At 45.0% G+C, this 21,266-nt stretch carries 16 protein-coding genes; 5 read left to right on the top strand and 11 right to left on the bottom strand.

The window, feature by feature from the left end; genetic code table 11:
• Nucleotides 1-347: 347 nt before the first annotated feature.
• From FGT79_RS19640 to FGT79_RS19630, 3 genes are all read right to left on the bottom strand, one after another.
• Nucleotides 348-1,001, bottom strand: a complete 654-nt coding sequence (locus FGT79_RS19640; RefSeq protein WP_138754533.1) for a methyl-accepting chemotaxis protein — start codon at nt 999-1,001, stop codon at nt 348-350.
• Between the two features lie 33 nt (nt 1,002-1,034).
• Nucleotides 1,035-2,087, bottom strand: coding sequence for a DUF4303 domain-containing protein (locus FGT79_RS19635; protein ID WP_171056336.1), 1,053 nt, complete (start codon nt 2,085-2,087; stop codon nt 1,035-1,037).
• A gap of 228 nt (nt 2,088-2,315) precedes the next feature.
• Complete coding sequence (locus FGT79_RS19630) at nt 2,316-2,774, bottom strand: RidA family protein (protein WP_138754531.1); 459 nt, start codon at nt 2,772-2,774, stop codon at nt 2,316-2,318.
• Between the two features lie 249 nt (nt 2,775-3,023).
• Between FGT79_RS19630 and pdxR the strand changes: the two genes are divergently transcribed.
• The 4 genes from pdxR to FGT79_RS19610 all read left to right on the top strand — a co-directional run bounded on the left by pdxR (nt 3,024) and on the right by FGT79_RS19610 (nt 8,770).
• Nucleotides 3,024-4,394, top strand: coding sequence for a MocR-like pyridoxine biosynthesis transcription factor PdxR (gene pdxR, locus FGT79_RS19625; protein WP_138754530.1), 1,371 nt, complete (start codon nt 3,024-3,026; stop codon nt 4,392-4,394).
• A gap of 542 nt (nt 4,395-4,936) precedes the next feature.
• Nucleotides 4,937-6,574 (top strand): helix-turn-helix domain-containing protein, encoded by a 1,638-nt coding sequence (locus FGT79_RS19620; protein ID WP_138754529.1) that lies wholly within the window; start codon nt 4,937-4,939, stop codon nt 6,572-6,574.
• A gap of 90 nt (nt 6,575-6,664) precedes the next feature.
• Nucleotides 6,665-7,711, top strand: a complete 1,047-nt coding sequence (locus tag FGT79_RS19615; RefSeq protein WP_138754528.1) for an ABC transporter substrate-binding protein — start codon at nt 6,665-6,667, stop codon at nt 7,709-7,711.
• A 30-nt stretch (nt 7,712-7,741) separates the two neighbouring features.
• Nucleotides 7,742-8,770 (top strand): NAD(P)/FAD-dependent oxidoreductase, encoded by a 1,029-nt coding sequence (locus tag FGT79_RS19610; RefSeq protein ID WP_138754651.1) that lies wholly within the window; start codon nt 7,742-7,744, stop codon nt 8,768-8,770.
• 258 nt (nt 8,771-9,028) lie between these two features.
• Here FGT79_RS19610 and FGT79_RS19605 read toward each other — a convergent pair whose 3' ends face one another.
• The 4 genes from FGT79_RS19605 to FGT79_RS19590 all read right to left on the bottom strand — a co-directional run bounded on the left by FGT79_RS19605 (nt 9,029) and on the right by FGT79_RS19590 (nt 15,257).
• Nucleotides 9,029-9,535, bottom strand: coding sequence for an SRPBCC family protein (locus FGT79_RS19605; protein WP_138754527.1), 507 nt, complete (start codon nt 9,533-9,535; stop codon nt 9,029-9,031).
• A gap of 76 nt (nt 9,536-9,611) precedes the next feature.
• Nucleotides 9,612-11,966, bottom strand: a complete 2,355-nt coding sequence (locus FGT79_RS19600; RefSeq protein WP_212758612.1) for an eCIS core domain-containing protein — start codon at nt 11,964-11,966, stop codon at nt 9,612-9,614.
• Nucleotides 11,967-12,858: 892 nt separating this feature from the next.
• Complete coding sequence (locus FGT79_RS19595) at nt 12,859-14,598, bottom strand: ABC-F family ATP-binding cassette domain-containing protein (RefSeq protein WP_138754526.1); 1,740 nt, start codon at nt 14,596-14,598, stop codon at nt 12,859-12,861.
• A 326-nt stretch (nt 14,599-14,924) separates the two neighbouring features.
• On the bottom strand, nt 14,925-15,257 hold the full coding sequence (locus tag FGT79_RS19590) for a helix-turn-helix domain-containing protein (protein ID WP_281285997.1): 333 nt from the start codon (nt 15,255-15,257) through the stop codon (nt 14,925-14,927).
• A 477-nt stretch (nt 15,258-15,734) separates the two neighbouring features.
• On the opposite strand from FGT79_RS19590, the gene FGT79_RS19585 reads away from it, so the two are divergent.
• The gene (locus FGT79_RS19585) at nt 15,735-17,648 is read left to right on the top strand and encodes a serine hydrolase domain-containing protein (RefSeq protein ID WP_138754524.1); all 1,914 of its coding nucleotides are present in this window, start codon (nt 15,735-15,737) and stop codon (nt 17,646-17,648) included.
• Between the two features lie 244 nt (nt 17,649-17,892).
• Here the strand turns inward: FGT79_RS19585 and FGT79_RS19580 are convergent, their stop codons facing one another.
• Genes FGT79_RS19580 through FGT79_RS19565 form a run of 4 tightly spaced genes read right to left on the bottom strand, consistent with a single transcriptional unit; the run spans nt 17,893 to nt 21,165 of the window.
• On the bottom strand, nt 17,893-18,738 hold the full coding sequence (locus tag FGT79_RS19580; protein ID WP_138754523.1) for a sulfurtransferase: 846 nt from the start codon (nt 18,736-18,738) through the stop codon (nt 17,893-17,895).
• The gene (locus FGT79_RS19575; protein ID WP_138754522.1) at nt 18,731-19,579 is read right to left on the bottom strand and encodes a MerR family transcriptional regulator; all 849 of its coding nucleotides are present in this window, start codon (nt 19,577-19,579) and stop codon (nt 18,731-18,733) included. Before FGT79_RS19575 ends, FGT79_RS19580 begins: the two co-directional genes overlap by 8 nt.
• A gap of 33 nt (nt 19,580-19,612) precedes the next feature.
• Nucleotides 19,613-20,422 carry an ABC transporter ATP-binding protein gene (locus FGT79_RS19570; RefSeq protein ID WP_212758610.1) on the bottom strand — a complete coding sequence of 270 codons (810 nt, stop codon included), beginning with the start codon at nt 20,420-20,422 and terminating at the stop codon, nt 19,613-19,615.
• Entirely contained in the window at nt 20,413-21,165 is a 753-nt protein-coding gene (locus FGT79_RS19565) for an ABC transporter permease (protein WP_138754521.1), read from the bottom strand. Before FGT79_RS19565 ends, FGT79_RS19570 begins: the two co-directional genes overlap by 10 nt.
• Nucleotides 21,166-21,266: the final 101 nt, after the last annotated feature.

Genomic DNA, 21,266 nt, shown 5'->3' with positions numbered 1-21,266 from the left:
GCAACTTCAAAAAAACCGTTCCATTCATTATGAGCAGACTATGCTAACCCAGAATGAAGAAACGAATTTTTGTTGTATCTATTATCTTTTGCTTCTAATTTTCGACTTTAACGATCAGCCTACTAAAGCTTAAATTTATCGATTTGCTTCCGAAGCTTTCCTGCCATGTTGGCGAGCTCTGCTGAGGAGGAAGCAACCTCCTCCATCGAGGCCGTTTGCTGCTGCACGGCAGCCGAGACATTCTCGGATTCAACAGCGGTTTCGCTGGCGGAATCGGCAATGTAGCGAATAGAGCCAGCTAAGCTGTCCGTACCAGAGACAATCTCCTCCGCCGCCGTAGAAACGCTTCAAATGCTTTCTGCAACCTGTTCTACGGATGAGCGGATACGTGTAAATAGCTCGCTTGCTTGTCTACCCTGAGCAGCTTGTTCTACCGTCTGTTCGGATGCGCGAAGCGTAAGCGCGATCTCATCCTGAATGCTACCAATAAAGCCGGCAATTTGTTCCGCAGATACCATCGACTGTCCTCCAAGCTTCCGAATTTCATCAGCAACGACGGTAAAACCTCGACCGGCCTCACCAGAGCGCGATGCCTCAATGGCCGCATTCAAGGAAAGAATATTCGTCTGGCGGGCGATGTTGCTAATACTTCCTACAACCTCGCCAATTTTGACAGACAAACCGCTAAGGTCTTGAATGGTGTCCGACAACTCACGAATGCCGGGCCCCATCTCGTCCATTTTGCTACCCAGCTTGTTCATAGCGGCAAAACCGTCTGCTGCCAAGGCAGTAGCCTCAGATGCGATAGCTGTTACATCTGAGCTATGTGCTGCAACACCGTAAATTTGCACCGCTATATTTTCCGCTGCATCACTGCCATCTTGTACACTGGACGTTTGCCACTCCGAGCTGTCGGCCACAACCATAATGGCTTCAGAGATGCTCTGCGATGCTTGTGCACCTTGATCGGCGCCCGCCGTATTAAAGGAATGAAGGGCCAAGCTAACATCGTTTCTACCACCACCCCCTGTCTCCTAACCGCTTACTATGGCTTTCAGTTCGTTTGCACATTCGATTAAAATATCGTCACCCTCCAAAAATCTTTGTTCTATTTGGACGCACTGTTTCATTTGTTCAGGAGTGAAAGATCCGCAGAAATATAAAGCTTCTATGTAGAAGCCAATCTTCTCATAATCAGCGTTATCTAAATTCTCTAGACTTGGTAATTCCGTTAATTTATCCAAGCATTCTTGCGCTAACTCACTCCCAAACCTCTCCAGCTGTACAAAAATCTCCATTGTAGGCTTAATATAAGTAAACGAAGGTTCCAAACTGTTATTATTATGAATGATATCCGTCCAATACGAAATAGCATCGGAAACCGTTAAATGCTTGCTTTCGTTTATTGCTTCGTCAAACTTCTCATCTGATTCCTTCATCTCTGGGAATACAAGATAATACAAATTTGCGTCGATCGTTTTTCTCATTACGATATCGTAATCTAAACCATCCTCTCCAGTTGAAGCATAGGCAATAAAATTATCGGTTTTATCCAAGCTATTAAACGCGTCCTCATTCACTAGTCGTTGCATGGCCTCGATTGCACAAACATAATATCCATCTTCGATAATTCCAGCTTCAAAAGCGACGACCGGAACACCTTCCATGGCCTGTTCAGCATGCTCTTTGTCGATATCCGATGCACAGTAAGCAATCGTTTCGAATTGAGTAACGTAACGCCCGTATTCCCCCATATGGTCCTGCCCAAACTGAAGGTCGAAATCCCCACTATTATACTTGAGCGACTGAATCTCATGCTGTTCATAATAATTTTCATATCTATCTTGATACTTAGCCAACGTATTTTCAAAATAACTCAACGTGTTCATATAAACACAAATAAATTTGTGCTCATCCGTATATAGGTTAAAAGCATACACGTCTTTGTTATCAGAGGTTTTAGCAAAAGAACAAATAACTTGTTTGCATCCCTCGACCAATGCATTCGTAAAATCCCCAAGCGTTACGATCTCCACTTCAGCGGGAGGTTTTTTGCAAAACACAACCTCATTCTGATCGTCTATCATATAGTATCCTTCATTGTGGACCGGCGTTCTCCCGTCCAGCAATCGACCGAGCATGGAATAGTATAAGTTCATAGGGTATTCCTCTTTCTTGAAATATTCAGGTTTAAAACCCACCCTATTATAGCATAATTTGTAAGAACACTTTTCGTAGCGTTGTATGAATCATTGGCATTGGAAATAACGAGTGACTGCCGCTTAGCAAAATGCTTATCTGGAAATTTGAGCACTCTATTCTTCAATTTCAAAAATGGAATCAATAATAATGGGAAGATTGTCTCTTACTGAAACAGCTCCAAAAACGGAACGCGCATGTACTCCCTTTTCACCGAAAACTTCTAACATTAAATCAGAACAACCATTCAACACCTTATGATGTTCCTCGAAATTAGCAGTTGCATTCACAAAACCTTGAATCTTAACCACTCTTTTCACGTTTTCCAATGTGACTAAAGCAGATTCCAATACAGCAAGAACTACAATTCCAGCCTGTCTGGCGAACTGATAGCCTTCTTCTGTTGTAAAATCCCCTCCAAGTTTACCCTTAGGATTCCCCGTAGGTCCCTTTCCTGAAACAAACAATAAATTGTTCACTTTCACATAATTCGCGTATTTAGCAGCAGGTTCACTGGCAATTGGCAGCGCAATCCCCAACAACTTCAATTTCTCGGCTATGGTTTGCTTAGTCATATTTGTTACTCCACCTACATTCTCAATAGTTTAAATCCCCATCTCGCAAAGCACGAACTTTTCACCGTATTATGGAATCCGACAAAATCTCCGAATGAATAATAGGCAATCTTGATGGAACTTATTACAAAGTCTATAATAACAATGACCTTATATATAGTATCAGTTTGTAACAATATTTAAGGGTCAGATGAGGAGGGAAATAAGATCGATCTTGTTCTTTCATTTCATACAGACGAACCACTATATATGCAGTTATATAAACATATTCGAGCACTCATTCAGGATGACGTCTTGATAGACGGCATGAAATTACCGTCCATTCGCTCGCTTAGGCGACAGCTAAATATCAGCAAAACAACTATAGAAACGGCCTATCATTTGCTGTTGGAAGAAGGATATGTTCTGAGTAAAGAAAGAGTGGGCTTAATTGTCGTTAATCCTTATCCAGTAAAATCGTCCAAGCATCCTGATTCCTCGGTACATAAAAAGCTGGAAGCTGAACTTGATAAACGGGGACAAACATGGAAGGAAGGTTACATTGATTTCAGTCTTTTAACTATTGATGGAGATTCGTTTCCCATTCAAAGATGGAAATCAATAGTAGGCGAGTCCCTCACACTTAATAGTCAATCCATTCACGAATACGGCGATCCTCAAGGTGAATATCCATTGCGAGAAAGCTTGGCACAATATCTTCGTAACTCAAGAGGCGTTATATGCTCACCCGAACAAATTGTGATTGGAACCGGTATTTCTTATAGTATTCATTTACTCTCCAGACTTCTGGAGGAGAATCTCTATGTTGGGATTGAAAAACCTGGAATAGCTCAAGTTAGACCTATTTTTACTCAAAACAAGTTTCAAATTGTCCCTTTTTCCATGCATAATAATGGAGAACTGGAGCACGAGTTAACCTCCAATAAGCTTCGCTTACTTTATGTAACGCCTTCACACCGTCCAACAGGTGAACCTTTGCCCTATGTTATAAGGCAACAAATGCTTCAATGGGCCAATCAAAATAGAGGTTATATTATTGAGGATGATTATGATGGGGAGCTTCGACTATCTGGCAAGCCCATACTCTCACTTCAAGGACTGGACAAAAACGAAAGAGTCATCTACATGGGTACATTTTCAAAAGTATTTACACCTTCATTACGTATGAACTATATGATCCTACCGCTGCATCTATTAGAGAAACTTCGATTATTAGATCAAGTTTTCTCCAGCCCTTCGAGAATGAATCAATGGGCTATGCAGCTGTTTATTTCCCGTGGCCATTGGTATCGCCATTTAAGGCGGATGCGGAAAATATATCGCTTAAAACACGATGCATTGGTTCAATTCATACGCATCCATATGCCAGAGTCTGTCCAGGTCAATAGCAGCGGATCAGGATTACACATAGAATTATGTGTTGCTACCCCTGTCAGTGCTGAGACATTGATTGAATTAGCAAGGCAGGAAGGTGTGCTTGTATACGGAAGTCAAGATGCTCAATTACGGTTAAATTGTGGTAACCCTAAGATTTATTTGGGCTTTGGGGGAATCAAAGAAGAGGAAATGGAGCTTGGTGTCCAAATATTAAGAAAAGCTTGGTCAACCGTTTTGTTTTAATGATTAAACATTTGGTTAAAGGCATTTTAAAGATATAATTTGGCCAACACCTTTATAGGTTTCATCGTCCATATTCAAAAATCGACTTCCCCTGTTTTCATAAAAATCCGTCGGTACTGCCCGTATGTGAAGAAAGCCGTCATGATTGCCTTCCTCCCCAATCCAATAGTGAAACTCAATATCGTCCGTTCGATATGTATTGACCCATGATTTAAATCGTATAACTGGCTGACTGTCCCTTCTCTCTGTAATCTTCCCTTTTTTATATCGGGTTTCCATTAAGAAACATAAATACCAAATGAGGAAAAGGTACCAGATCGAATTTTTCAACCCTTGTAATATAAGGTAAGCTTCTTCCTTCGAGCTGCACATTCAGAATCAAAAGCGACATCGTAAATCTTACTGCGTCGAAATCCCTCCCTCTACCACTCTGTTTGATGACACCGCTATTTCAGCTCCCAATCTGACTACCCGTTTCTTTTCATTGAGTTTTTTCGCATTATGTTTGATAATTATTATCATTAAATGAAAAGGACTTTATTATGACTCATAACGAAGCAATGACCATTACTTACATCGACAACGTTCAAAATTATCATACATCCAACGATACCTTCTCGATTGCCCTCATGTTGCAAGCAAGTACCGTCATTTTCATTGTTCAACACGGTACTGGAACATTGCAGCTTGAAGATCGAAACTATTCGCTCGAACGCGGCCAAGCCTATGTCATTCTACCGAAGATGAATGCCATATTCGCGGAACATGATACGGACAGAGGAGTACGCGGCTTCTTCATAGCTATTCATTTCTATGAGCCGTTAACCCCTAACAATGACGAAGTCCGCCCATTCCGAAGGCTGGAATGGCCCTTTCCCGAAGCCGGCAAGCTTGAAGGTTCATCAGAAACAGAGTGGCTATCGCTGGCCGAACAGCTTCTGAATGTGACAGCCGCAGACGGTCTCCGTGCAATTGTACAAGCTGAGCTCATGCGCTCCAAGCTGCTGCTCCTTCTGATGGAGTGCAGTGAAACAGGCAAGAACAAGCAAAGCGAGCATGTCATAAGCCAGTCGATTGTTTACATGGACAAGCATTACTATATGCCTTTAGACCGGCATAAGCTAGCCCGCCTTGCGGGTATGAGCGTATGGCATTACTCCGAGCAGTTCAAGAAGCAGACCGGACAAAGTCCGATTGCTTATTTGAATGCAATCCGCATTCAGTCTGCAAAAGAAAAACTGCTTTCCACAGACCTATCCGTTATCGAAATCGCCAGACAAGCCGGATTTGCCGATGAGTATTATTTTAGCCGCAAGTTTAAACATATGGAGGGCGTATCGCCAAGCGCATACCGCAAGCTCAAACGAAATAAAATCGCGGCAGCCAGCTTTCCTTTTACCGGTCAACTGCTGGCGCTTGAGGTCGTTCCATACGTAGCCGTTGTTGATCAAGGCCGCGACAGTCACCGCAGCTCTTATTTCAATCGCATTCCTTATCAATTACAAAGATCCGAACAGATCGACGAAGACATCTGGCACTTCAATACAAACATGCTCAGAGAAGCCCGGCCCGAGATCATTATGTGCAGCGAAGAGGAGGCAGCCACCTATCAATCTTTTTCCGACTCCTCCTCCAAGCTAATCGTTATTCCGTGGATGGAGCTGGACTGGCGTCAACAGCTTTGTATGATCGCCGATGCTCTTGGCAAGCGCAGAGAAGCAGAAGTATGGTTGAAGGACTACGATCGCAAAGCGAAAAGGGTTGCCGGAGCTATTCAAGCTCGGATAGGCAAGGCTGCCATATCCATTGTCCATGTCAAAAACGGCAAGCTTTACGTTTACGGCAAACGAAACGGCGGCTCCGTCCTATTCGACTGCTTAGGCTTGCAGCCCGCTTATCCATACGAGCAAATTGCCGTATTCCACCACGTATCTCCTTCCGAGCTTGGCCTGTTTGCAGGCGACCATATGCTTGTTATTGTTAATAAAGACAAGCAGTCCCGAGACCAATGGAACAGCTGGCTCCAGTCCCGTATATGGAACGATCTTATTCCCTTTCAGAAAAGTCAGGTGTATGAAGTCAACGAGATGCCCTGGCTGGACTATTCTGCGCACGGTCACGACTTAATATTAAACGAAGCGCTACAGCTGTTTACGAATCCCTCTTATATCCATGAATAAGCTCAACAAAAGTCCATTCCTCCCGTCGGGGAGGAATGGTATCCTTTTATTTATTGAGAATGAATATCAATTAAACTTGGAGGGGTCAACATGATTAACAAAAAACGATACCTGAGTGTATTTCTTGGACTATTCCTTATGATAGCCTTGCTTGCAGCCTGCGGCGGTAACAATACAGGAACGATAGAAGCTGGCAATGCCACGCCTAACGTGTCAGATTTGCCCGAAGAAGAAATTAATAACGAAACGCGTTCAGTCGTGCATAACTTTGGAACGACCGATATTCCTGCCAATCCGAAACGAATTGCGTCCATTAATCTTGAAGATATGCTGCTAACGCTTGATGTTCCACTCGTCCTGGCAACCCCTATTCTGCGCCAAGATTACCTTAATTCCGATTTAGAACAGCAAGGTGCAAAAATTGAAAGTTTTACAGATGAGTTAAATTTTGAAGCCGTTATCGCAGCCGACCCTGATCTTATTATCGCTTCCTCCCTGCTAGGCGAAGAAGTGTACAGCAAGCTGAGCTCAATTGCGCCGACTATCGCGTATAATCGCAGCAATTGGAGAACTTCCATCGTTCAAATCGGCGAAGCCTTGAACTTGGACGAGCGAGCGCAGCAAGTGTTGTCCGATCAGGAAGCATTTATTGCCGCAGCTAAACAAGAAGTATCCCAACTGATTGGCGAACAGCCGACTGCAGCCTTTTTGCGGATGCAAGAGAAGGATGCTCGCTTGTTCCTACCATCTATTTTATCTAGTACGACTCCAATGTCTAGCTATGTCAGCATCGTTTATGAAGGTCTTGGCTGGCAAGCCGACCCATTCACGCTAGAACTGCAAAAGGCTAACCCGGATAAGCAAAACGCCTCAATTTCGCTAGAGGTTCTTCCCGAAGTATCGGCGGAGCATCTGTTTGTCGTCACCTTAAGCTCGGATGGAAGCGACGAGAATTTGCAGAAGACGTTGGATAATTTGCTCGCTCTCGAAGACACGGCAGTTTGGGGCTCCATTCCTGCAGTCATAAAAGGAAATGTACATGTACTAAACATGAAAAACTGGCTGATCGAAGGCCCGAAAGCCGAGCAAGCCAAGCTTAACGAGCTAATTAAAGTATTAAAGGAAAACATAAAATAAATGGATAACCAACATATGGAGAGCAGAGTTATGCCGAACGATAAAGTTATTTTCGACGTTACGATTATTGGCGGCGGACCGGCTGGCATGTACGCGGCCTTCTACGGCGGCATGCGCGATTTAAAAATCAAGCTAATCGAAGCCAAGTCAGAGCTTGGAGGCTTCATGCACATGTATCCCGAGAAGCTGATCTGGGATATTGGCGCAGTTCCTCCTACTCGCTGCGAAACGTTAATCGGCCATTTGGAGCAGCAGGCTCGTACGTTTGATCCTACTATTGTATTCAATCAGCGTGTTCAGCACTTTGCCCGTTTGGAGGACGGAACGATCGAATTACTGTCAGACACAGGCGAGAAGCATTACTCGCGTACGGTTATTCTAGCAATTGGCCGAGGCATAACCAACATACAGAAGCTAGATATTGAAGGTGCTGATCGATACGAAATCAGCAATCTGCATTATACGGTTCAGCAGCTAGATCGTTTTCGCGGCAAACACGTACTCATTTCCGGGGGAGGCGATTCTGCCGTCGACTGGGCCAATGAACTGCTTCCGATTGCGGCACAAGTATATGTCGTACATCGCCGAGAACAGTTTGCAGCCCATGAGAATCAGGTGGCCAATATGATGAAAGAAGCGCGTGTGTTCGTACCCTATAAGGTCGACAAGCTTCATGGGTCAGGCGAAACGATACATAGCGTGGACATTGTACATAGCGACACAGGCGACTCAATAACTTTAGAGATCGATGCCGTCGTCATCAGCCATGGCTTTATTAGGGACTACGGCGAAATAGGCAATTGGGGTCTAAAAATGAACCATAATATCATTGCCGCCAACGAGACCATGGCTACCAATATTCCAGGCGTCTTCGTTGCAGGGGACATCGCTTCCCACGGCAGCAAGGTCAAGCTAATCGCCGGTGCCTTCAATGACGCGGTGCTAGCGCTCAACAGCGCTAAGCTGTATTTGGAGCCGACAGCCGACAGCATGGCCTACGTGTCCTCTCATAATGAGAGATTTCTTGAAAGAAATAAGAAATTCAATCTAGGTAGTTAACTATAACACTAGGGAAAATCCGGCTCGTTCCGAGGCTGGCGAGTGCTTTCATCCTGCTTAAAGCACTTGCCAGCCTCCCTCTTAACTGAATTAGCCCTATTATCAAAAACATTTTAGCGACGGTTATGATTACATTCTATACAATAATTGTAGCATTACTCAGTCGAAAGACAGTCTTGCTTACAGTACAACCAAAAAAGGGCAGTGACCGAGATCCAATTTCTTTAACCAATAATAAGATTTACCTATGAATCTTGGTTAAGAATGGTCTGCCAAATATTGTTCGAGCTGATCGAACGTTGCTCCGAAGCCTTCCTGCATGGACTCAAACATGCCCTCAAAGAAGCTTCTCTCTTCCTCCGTTTCGTTGATCGGTCCACTCCACAAGGTCATTGTTGTAATACCGTTATTTTCACTAAAGGTTACTGTATTTCGTATTTCCAACGGGATCAAATCGCTAAAAGGAGCCCTAACAATATTACCCGCCTCATCTGAAAAGCTGTTGACCCAGACAATCTTCTCGAAAGCTTTAATTTCTTGATACACAAATTTACCCCACATTTGATTTCCATCGGAAGATTGCATGTTGTAATGGAAAACACCGCCTGGACGGAAATCCAATTGTGCGACATTTATTTCAAACCCTTTCGGTCCCCACCATCGCTTTAAATGCTCGACCTCTGACCATGCATTGAATACAAGCTCACGCGGTGCATGGAGTACACGTGTAATGACTAGCTCCTTGTCTTCCCGTTTCACTGTCATTTCCATTCCTCATTTCTTAGTATGAATTTATAATTAGAGCATACCTCAAATGGAATATTCCCGTAAAGGAATATTATTATTTACCCTCTCGAATCCAATCCTTGTGCATCAATGCTTTCGCAAACTCGTTGTCTCTTATATACTCTTGCAAAATATGATGGGTCGAGAACATGACTTCCACCTCATACCACTTCTCACCATTGAAATAATCACTTTCACCCGTCAGAGAAACGATCGTCGTGCCGTCAAACTTTTTATATATGAATTGATTAGCCTCGTTAGCGTCATAGGTCAGCTTAATGTTTTCACAAATTGGCCTTTTCCCCTTCGCGAACGCACTCTCCTTCAAGCCCTCTGCATAAGACATCTCGTAGCCTTTCAGGTACCCTTCCTCTTCGCTGAGCAAATGCCATTCCAGATCCTCCCGACCATCGTGATAGCCGTCCTGCTCCCCACGCTCATACCAGTATTCAAAGCGGCCTTCAACATCACCCGCATCGTACCCGTCACGGTAAGATTGATTGTTATGCATATCATTATATTTCTCGTACTTGGTGTAGCCCGTCCCATAATAGCCGTCCTCTTTGCCATGGGAATGACCAAACTCATATTGCTCAGCATCAACATATCCCTGCTTGTAGCCTTCCGCATATCCCTCGCTATAGACACCGTTATTCCCATCATCCTCATAACAGCCCATATTAGTATAATGGGCCGCCTTGCCATGATCGTAGCCCCAGTCATACCCGTAATTATAGACGATGTCACGAAGCTCAATAGACTCTCCTTCACCCTTGTCAACGAGCGTCTCAAGCTTCTTCACAAGCTCCGCCTGCTCTTTGTTGCTGCCGCGCAACTCATTGAGTCTCTCGATTAAGCCCTCGCGGTTTTCGATAACGCTCTTGAGCAGATTGCTTGTCGTCAGCACCAATTCTTCGGCGTCGATATCCGTTCGAGCAGCTTTGCCTCTAATCTTTTTGTCGGGCTTGGCTGCTACCTCCCCTTCATTCTTCATTTTGCCCATACTGGACTCTCCGCCGTGAAACGGGGATTTTATGCTCATGTTTTTCTTGAATTCCGCACCGTATCTGCCACCTTTAGAGTTGACCTGATACCAGTTGGCTGTCAGCTTGGAAGCGTAACGCACTTTAATCTGCTTCTTGTCTCCTGAATCGGTAATGACAACACCGGTAGGCTTCTTGGGAAGCTTATTATAGGCCTTCAGCTTCGGATTGTTGTTTTCCATTAACGTTGAATCGTCCGCGTACTCTACATCTACGATGTACTTGTACCAATCGCCATCTTCGTTCACCGGATCACGAACATGCTGCTCAATATTCGAACTTTGCAGCGAATTCGCCGAGCCTGAAATCGCGGTCAAATTCCGTGGGTCGTTGCCCGGTCCGCCCAGCTTTTCATTAAGCAGATGGCCAGAGATATAGGATTGGCCCGATAGCGCCTTGAATCCATTGACCCTCGCCACTGCATTGGGATGACTCGGCGATGTTCCCAGATTATGATCGGGGCCAACGAGCGCCTCTACTCGCTTTCCTTCACCAGCCAAGCCGTCAATTGCGCTCCACTGCACTTTGGTTTTTACATTGTCACCGGTGGTCAGCTTTGTGCCTCTTCCTTGCTCGATGCCTACATGGTTAGGGTCGACGTCATCCCTCTTGCCTTTGAACTTGCCCCATCTAAACGTATCGTCGCGTTCGTCGATGACCTCTTGATCTCGGACTAGCGCACGCTGAATCGGTGCATTCGCGGAGGTAGACGGAAGAAAACCAAAGGACTTCCTCTGAGGAATAGCCGTAGAGGATGCTGCACGGCTTGCTGATGCCGACAGCGTGTGCGAAGCTGTTCCCAGCATGCTCGCTCGTGCTCCCATTTGATCCGCTTCCTGCTCCAATGCACTGTTATCATTGATGGCCTCACCCTTGAGCTGTGTGGTCGGTCTGACCCGCCCCTGCCGCTGCTGCACGACATGCCAGCCTTCATGCGGGAGATGCTGCTCTTGTCCTGGCGCAATATGGATGTCATTTCCTTGTGCGTAGGCGTGAGCCTGAAGCTCCGCCGGTCGTGAGGAGTTGTAATGGACGGATACATCCGACAAATCCATGCCAGACACCGACTCAAGACCACTCTTCAGACTATCCGGCATGCCTGTCCGATTAGGCTCTGCCTCCTTAGCCAGCTGCGCAGGAGGCCTTGAACTCTCTAAGCTGCCAAGCGCTGAACCTGCTGAACGGCTTGCCAGCAGTTGCATAACCGCACTGTTGCCTGCTTTTTGCTGAAGCTGCAAGATCGACTCCGGCGAATACCCGCCGTACACCCCGCCGAAACCTCGCTCTCCCGTGACCGGGGCAGCAGCCTCCGTTTTTCTTTGTACGGCCGCAGTTGGTTCGCTGACCTTAGCCATTTTATCCTTCAAGCTTTAACCCCTCCGATTATCTTGTTATCCTTAATAATTCGGAGCGGTTCTCACAAATCCTTCCAAACGTATCGTAGTCGCTTGCAACACAAATAAGCCGGAATGCTTCGAGCAGCATCGCCCAAGGCACTCAGCCTATCTGGCGATGTATTCAATATCCGCATACTATATTACTGCTTGCCCCTTCTCGTCTTCACCTGTAGCCACCGGATTCTCGCATACGAGATCCAATCACTCCAGCTGTCGGTTATGCTCTGAAAAAGGTTTCAGCGTTGAAACTTTGGGGCGTGTACAGAACAACGAGACCTTTTGTTCTCATTGTGCCGTTGATGACGGCGATCTTGGGGCGTTGCTTCTGCCGCGAAGAATCATTAATCAGATTTTCCAAATACGATGGCCACATTTCTTGATTTATTGAATTTGTTAATAATCAGGGTCGCTTTTTTTTCTTGTATCTCAATCTAAAATTTTTGCATACAGCATTAAATACCTTATCTCCCGGTACTATACTCAATTTGTCTCCTTGCCAGACTACTTCATATCTAATTTAACCGAAAGCTGACAAGAAAGATTTGTTAGCCTACAGTCCCAAACAAGTTCTTATAAGAGGTTATAATATAAAGCAACTTAATCAGCTCTTCCAGCTCATCAATATTTTTCTGATTTTTTTAAGAAACCAATAAAAAAAATAAAGCTGGGCATTCTCCCAAAGAGAACTGCCCAGCTCTATTTCTATTAAAATGCATTTTTATTTGGTGAGGGATGCCCTCTCCTTATATAGCCTCCTATCTTTTCGATAACCTGCTCTTTTTCTTGATATTTGGCACTGTGCTTTATCTTAATGACATTGCGACCTCGGTGGGGTCTTCAATTTAAGTCAGAAGGTTATCATTTAAAGCAACTTAATCAGCTCTTCCAGCTCTTCAACCAATACTTTTGCAAGTTCAAAATCAGTATCTTTTAAAGCCAACTCTATTTTCATTTCAACTGATCTTTTATTTAGTTCAGTTTCTAGATAGTCCTTATCGAAATGACTAGCATAAATCATCTGTCTAAATTTTTTAATACTCATTTTTCTAATCTTTTTATCGTCAATGATTAAAACATAATCCATACCATTTACAACAGAATAGAAATCATGAGAAATCATGAGAACCGCACCTTGATAGTCTTCAATAGCTTTCTCCAGTGCTATTTGTGAATAGATGTCTAAATGGCTTGTCGGTTCATCAAGAAGCAATACGTTTGCTTTACTGGCAGCTACTTTAGCCAATTGAAGCATATTTGTTTCTCCACCCGATAAAGATTTTATCTTTTGATTAACGATTTCTCCTTCAAAGCCATAGTTTGAAATATACGATCTAACTTCATCATACGTTTTAAACCCAGCATCGATGAATTCTTCTAGTATTGTATTAGATTCTTCTAGCACTTCGCCTTGATTTTGAGATAAATAAGCTACTTTAACATCAGCATTTATTGCAATGGAATCATGATTATTTGTAAAGATATCTCGGAGTAAAGTCGTTTTCCCGGTACCATTTGAACCAATAATGGCTACTTTATCGGTAGATTTTATCTCAAAGTTAATATTGTCTAACAGCAACTCATCAAAGGCAACACTATAATTAGTGACATTTACAACAATGGTGTCTTCCATTTCATTATCAATACCAAAACGAATATTCGGTTGCTTAATATCAACAAATGGCGCTTTAATTCTACGCGCTTCCAATCTTTCTTGAAACTTGACTCTAGCTTTTAATGCTTTGCCTCTAGAAGCTTCTGAATTATAAGTTGCCATAGCTCTGAGATTAATAATGATATTCTCGTTTCTCTCCACTTCTTCATCCTCGGCAATTTTGAGTTCTTGTAACTCAACTTTAGTCTGAAGTAATGAGAAGGTATAATCTATATATCGCCCATCAAACTCTTGGATCTCTGTGTTTTCAAGGTGTATCATTTTGTTGAAACAATGATTCAATAGATATCGGTTGTGCGTAACAACTAGCAGTGTTCCTTTGTGAGAATTAATAAGGTTCTTAAGCGCATTTAGGTTTTCAAAGTCTAGAAATACATCTGGTTCGTCCATAATCATTAAGTCTGGACTACTAAGCATTTCCTTCATCACTTGAATAAGCTTGAATTCGCCACCGCTCAGGTCGGATACCCTAAGATCTTTAAGCCTCATAAGGTTTGCTAGATTAAGTTTCTTATTCATGTTGCTTTCAAAATCTTCCCCACTAATTGAATCAAATGCGTCTAAAGCTAATTGATATTTTTCTAATAAGGAATCAATATCCGATGATGTTTCCATCTCAATACAAATAGCAGTTATTTCATTTTGTATCTTAATAAATTGTTCCCCTATATATTCATAAACGGTTATTTCTTTCTTTTTGTCAAATTGTGGAAATTGACTTACGAGACCAATCTTACAAGTGGGGTCTATTTCTAACTTGCCCTCGAACAAATATCTTTCTGGATCTATCAATATATCTATCAATGTACTTTTCCCATTGCCACTTGTTCCTATAAAAGCGCAATGTTGTGCCTCCTCAAGCGTAAATGAAATGTTTTTATATAGTTCTTTTTGCGGGAATGAGAAGGATAAGTTATCAACTGTTATCATAGTATTTCCTTTCTATATAACTAAAATAGTGACTATTATTAGACGTATTGCAAACCATAAATTATAAGTTTACCGTTGTTAGAGTAACACTGTTCACAACCAACTTCAATCGATTTGTATCCCATCCCTCGGTGGTCAAAGTACCATACTACTTCGAAAAGTATAATACTCCCAAGCCGATAGATGACTCCACGTTGACTTTCGACAAAAAAAACGGCTCTTCGCTCAATTGAGTGGCTAACACCGAATTATGTAGTTTCATAGTGTCGCTTAGATGTGAAAGTTTCTTTAAAATCTGGTAGAAAGGAAACGGGGAACTGACGAGTTCAGCTCCTTCGTGCTGCGAGTGCTGAAAGTCGTGTTTTGTTAGCGATCATGTAAACCACAGCAATCAAATGATTCACGTTTCGGTATCCGCGAGCTTTTCGTTTTGAAACTTGAACAAGTCCATGAATACCTTCAAGCAACGACAACTCCAATTCTGTCATCACTTTATTCACATAGTGACGAAAGATCCGCCACAGGCGAGTATCGTGTTCTCGAAGCTCACGGGCGGCGGCATTAACAGGCATTTCCGCCATCAGACGCATAGCCCAGGCTTCAAAATACAGCGTAAAGTGCGACTTCGGGCGTGACCATGCAACAGGGACGAGCCATATTTTGCGGCAATTCGTGCACTCCGTTCTCGGTACTTTGGCATGGATATAGGTTTTCCAATTCTAGAAATCAAGATGTTGCCAATGCTTCTGATCGGTATCATGAACCTTGCTGGATCCGCCGCAATTGGGGCAAGCGAAAAATTCACTTCCCCTGCTTTAATAGAAATCTTTCGGAACTGCTCGTATATGAGAAACCGTCATGATTGCATTCCTCTCCAGTCAAATGGTGAAGTCCGATTTCTTCTGTTCGATTAAAGCTCCATTACTGAGGCACATTCATTGTAACTCAGCAAACCCCAAGACGAGCCAGGCGAATACCGCTTGGCCAATGAGCCTTTCTAGAAGTTGTTGAGCGCATCTGAGATATACCACTACGCTTAAGGCAGTAGAACTCATTTTTATAAGAATATACGGTTCCGTTTGAGGATTTTTGTTAGAATAGTTGGAGGCATTCAACCGACTAAAGGAGAGGTTTCATTGTTAAGAAAAAGATTTATACTTGTGTTCGCCATACTATTGTTTCTGAGCAGTACTATCACAGCCTTGGCAGCAGAGAAAGTTAGCGACGGATCAGAAGGAGCAACCCCTTCCGGGATTCCTATGGCAAGTCTAGAGGCTTTTGTCGACGATTATGTAAAAGACTACATCGGACAACAAACTGTCGGTGCGTCTGTTGTTATGGTGAAGGATGGCCAGATAGTGCTGTCCAAGGGTTACGGCTATGCCGATGTGGAGCAGCAGATCCCTGTCTCGACAGATACAGTAATGGAGTGGGGCTCAATTAGTAAGCTTGCAGTATGGACATCCGTGATGCAACTGGCTGAACAAGGTACTATTGATCTAAATGAAGATATCCGCAGTTATTTACCAGTGAATTTCCTAACCAAGCTGAAATATGATGAGCCGATAACAATGATTAATCTAATGAACCATAATGCCGGGTTCGAAGAGTATATGTTCGATATGGCCTATCAATCTCCTGAGGAAGTACGATCACTGGAAGAAGGACTGCAGCTTGCCCAGCCGGCACAAATTTACAGGCCCGGTAGAACTGTAGCCTATTCGAACTATGGCAACTCACTAGCTGCTTATATTGTGGAGAGAATTAGCGGTCAGCCTTTTCATGAATACGTTCAACAGCATATCTTTGATCCCTTGGACATGAAAAGTTCCATTGCGTACTCCGTCGTAGAGGATCGTCCGGAGCTGCTTGAGCATAAAGCTAAAGGTTATTTCTTTGAAGGAAAAGGGGCCTTTACGCAGGGAGCTTGGAATTATATGTCCATGTACCCCAATGGCGGTAATAACGGCACTGCAGAAGATTTGGCTAAATTTGCGATGGCATTCCTACCTGCAGCGAGGGAGCAATCCCCTCTGTTCGATAAGCCCGAGACGCTAAGCACAATGCTGGCCCAGAGTAATGCCTCATCTACAGAAATGCCAGGCATTGCTCATGGATTCTGGGAATACCCTGGACTGCACCGTACACTGGGGCATGGCGGGAATACGATTGCTTTTGCCACCAATCTGTTGATTGTGCCTGAAAGCCGGTTTGCAATCATTATTATGACCAATCAGGCCAGCGAATCCAACATTGTTCATGGTCTGGCCAAAGCGATAGTGGGCGTACGGGAGCAGGCGGATGCTGTCAATCTGCCGGATGCTTCAGAGATTCAAGGTGAGTTCGTGGCTGCGCGTCGCCCTGAACATGGATTCATGAGTTTATTCCCATACCTTACGCTGATGAAGATTAAGCCGCATGGAGCCAATCTGCTCCATGTGTCACTTGCGGGTATGAGCGGAAGCTATAAGCAGGTTCAACCTTACCTCTATGAGAAAGTAAGCGGAGATTCAGCGCTCGATGCCTGGCCAATGCTGCATGTCACTGTCAGTAATGGCAAGATAGAGGCAATCTCGGTATATACGTCTGATTATTTGCCGTTGCCTTCCAGTAAATCAATGCCGCTTCTGCTCTTGAATGCCGCGTTGGCGATGATGACAATCGTCTATTTCATTATTGCCCCGTTTATATTGCTGGTGCGGGCGATCTTGAACAAGCGAAGAGCCAGAACATTATCTGCAATTGGTCCTATCAGCTGCAAGCTGGTGACTGGCCTCACCTTAACGGGTACCAGTATTGTGGGGAATAATCTAGTTCTGGCGTTACGTATGCTCAGCAACAATGAGCGTGCCTATGCCGAAGTGTATCCGCAGATTATAATTAACTATGGTCTGACTGGTCTAGCTGTATTGTTGGTGGTGGCGCTGCTTCTATCCTGGAAGAAAAAAAGAACGGCTTCAACTGTCCGTGACAAGTGGTCAATCATTCTGGCAGTGGCAATGATTATTGTTCTGTTGGGACTGCTTGTATTCTGGCAATTCTATAGTTAATCAGGCACGAAGCCCGCATGGATATGTATTTAATCTTTCTGCCTTCCTTGTCTTCGTGACCGTACAAAGGGCTGTACGATCTATCGAAGGCCATACATGCTGGTCTCAATCTGAGCCCGAATCGGGTACTACATGAATATACTATCAGGAATCTAATGTTGAGTTCTTGTAGACCTCGACGCCCCTAGGTCCACCACAAAGAAGTACATCGCGAAATGAGCGATGTACTTCTTTTCGTATATGCTTACGCCTTCTCTTCATCCCCCACCGCAACTAAATTCCCCTTATAAGAAACCCAATCGCTCCAGCTCCCAACATACAACCTCACGTTCCCATATCCCGCTTCCGTTAACGCCAGAACATTAGGTGTTGCTGTGACGCCAGCCCCGCAATAGACAATAATTTCCGAGTCGAGCGGCAGATCCTTGAATCTTGCACGCTGCGCCGCCGCATCTTGGAAGACACCGCCCGGAGATCCATCCTCCCAGAAACGGTTAATAGCGCTCGGAATGTGGCCGGCTTTGGCATACTTGCTCGTATCCTCGCCCGTGAAGTGTGCTGGCTTCCGCGCATCGATCAGTACTCGACCTTTGCGGCCAATACCTGCCTTCACTTGCTCGATATCAACGAACAGCTCTTCCCTCACGCGTGGGATGAACCGCTTCGCCACCTTCGGTCCCGAAAGCTCATTCGTTACGGGATGCCCGGCGTCGAGCCAGCCCGTAAAGCCCTCCGCCAGCAGCTTAACCCGGTCGTGACCAAGGTATTTCAGCGTCCACCATAGCCGCGCGGCTATGCTGCCGCCTTGATCATCGTACACGATAACCTCCGTCTCCGCGTCAATTCCGGCTTCGCCCAGCTTTCGTGCGAACTCTTCCACACTCGGCAATGGACGACCTCCACCGTGCTCCTTCTTCGGACCGGACAAGTCCTCATAGAGATCGAAGAACAACGCGCCCTGAATATGTCCTGCCTCAAAAAAACAGCGACCCGCTTCTGGTTGACCCAACACGAACCGCACATCCGCGAACACGACATTCGAATGTCCAAGCAGCAATGCCGCCTCTTCAACATTTATCAAGTTAGACATGCTCATTGCCCCCAATTGGCAGAATTAGTTCCGTTACATAATTGTCGCTGTCTTTGGTGCTCCACGGATCGATGATGTACCGCTCATAGGATGCGCCCTGCAGCTTAATATTCTCCAGATCCGCCCATTCCTGAACCTCGCGGTAGGACTGACCAATCGTGCGGTAATCACCACGATGAACAACACTAATCGCCCGGAAGCCTCCTACCTCCGTTGTCAGCCCATCGTTCGTACCGTCTTCGATAACCGACGTATAACAATCGACCCCTGTGAACGTATGATCCACGCGTCGTCCGAAGTCCTCGAAGTACAGTATGAACGGCCCGTAAGCGAAAACATTCTGACGAGTGCACAGCTCGACAAGTATATTGCTGTAAAGCACCTCCATGTCCGCAGCATGCTGTTCCTTGACCTCGTAGTGGAACGTCATCGTACGATAGAGAGGGAAATCAGCAATAGCGATTTCCCTCTCCTTCTTGGAATCGGCTAGAAACGATTCTCCCTGCTTCAGCAGCCTACGCCACTCCTGAATGGCAAAATGTTTCTTCTGCAGCTCAGCCATTTGCTTCTCGACGTCAATAAGCTCCTTCTCCATGTAATCCTCCAGCATGTCAAAGTTCTGTCGCTCCAGCATCGTCGCGATGTCCTCCAGCTTGAACCCAAGCTGTTTATAATATTTGATAAGGGGGATTTTGCGCATACCTTCCTTGGAATAGTAACGATAGTTGTTGTCCGGCGAAATCCGCTCAGGCTTAAGCAATCCGATATCGTCATAGTACCGCAGCGTACGGATCGGAATACGACACTGCTTCGAGACTTCTCCTATTGAATACCATTCCACGCTTGCTCCCCCTCTAATGATATTTTGTCTCTCTTACAAAAACTTCTTAATCGCTTCCTTCATCCGCAGCATCTCCGGATCGAGCAATCTTCCCCGCTTGTCGCCAGTGGCGAAGCTCACTGACAACTCCTCCTTCACCACGCCAGGTCTCGATGAAAGAATATAAATCCGGTCTGACAAGAGAATCGCTTCCTCGATATCGTGAGTGATGAATAGGATCGTCGCGCCAAAAGCTTCTTGCACTTCCAGCAGCCAGCTCTGCATGCCGCTCTTTGTCATCGAGTCGAGCGCTCCGAACGGTTCGTCGAGCAGCATGATTTCGCCCGAAGCGAGGAACGTCCGAAGGAAGCTTGCCCGCTGCTTCATGCCCCCTGACAGCTGGCTGGGATAATGCTCCTCGTAACCGCGCAGTCCGACTCGGTCGATTAGCGCATCCGCCTGCTCCCTCGCAAGCTTCTTATTGACTCCCTTAAACCTCAGAGGAAGCGTAATGTTGTCCATAACGGTCTTCCATGGGAGCAGCAGATCTTTCTGCTGCATGTACCCGATCTCTCCGTCTATTTTCAAATCGCCACTATCCGATGGCAGCAATCCCGTAATCATATTAAACAAGGTGCTCTTGCCTGAGCCGCTTGGCCCCAAGATGGAGACAAACTCTCCGCGATTTACTCGCAGGGAGATATCCCTAAGTACCTCTAAGTCGCCAAAGCTCTTGCTGACGTGATCGAGCACAATTAGAGCTTCCGTACCGCGAATCTCTTCGCCCATCTTTTCCCCATTCGGTTCCACGTTCTCCCGCGCTTGCTCTTGTACGGTTTGCACGGTCATCACCTCTATTTCCATTTCGTTGCCCGCTCACCGACCCAGTTGATGAGAGCGATTAATACAACACTAATCAGAACAATGACTAGGATGGACGCAAACACCTTATCGAGGGCGTAGGCACTCTTAGCTCGCACCATATACACGCCGATCCCCTTCGTGCCGCCTTGCCACTCCGCAATAATCGCCGCCATGATCAGATAAGTCGCAGCGATCTTGAGCCCAGAGAAGAAATTCACCAAAGCATGCGGCAACTTCAGGTGTAGGAAAGTCTGAAGCTTGCTCGACCTAAAGGTACGAAACAGGTTCAAATAGTCCCTGTCCACCTTCTCGAATCCATCCATCAGGCTGATGCAGATCGGAAAAAAGCACACCATGACGATAACAAGAACCTTCGGCAGCAGTCCAAACCCGAACCAGATGATTAGGATAGGGGTGATCACAATCGTCGGAATGGTCTGACTAACAATTAAAATAGGATACAAAGACTTCTTGAGCGGAGCAAAGCTGTCCATCAGAATGCTGATAACAAAAGCCAGCACGATGGACAGCAAGAAGCCTATTGCTGATTCGTATAATGTCATGCCGACATGTCCGGCAATAAGGTTGAAATCCTCGACCAAAGCTTTCACCGTATCTATGGGCGAAGGAAGAATATACATCGGCACGCCGACCAGCGTCACAATGAGCTGCCAGAGTACGATAAAGACAAGAAGTGAAATGATCGGGTATAGATGTCCGCCCGAGCGGATACGTCTTATCATAAGTTGTCACGCCTCAATTTTTATTATTCCGATAAGTTTACTTATAAATTAACAAACGCCGACTTGCTTTGTCAACACGAATCGCTCGGCATACTGCGCGT

The organism is Paenibacillus sinopodophylli (assembly GCF_005930355.1).
In the GTDB taxonomy this organism is placed as follows: domain Bacteria; phylum Bacillota; class Bacilli; order Paenibacillales; family Paenibacillaceae; genus Pristimantibacillus; species Pristimantibacillus sinopodophylli.
Note: the sequence above shows the minus strand (reverse complement) of the source record. Positions and strands in the feature narration are given on the sequence as shown.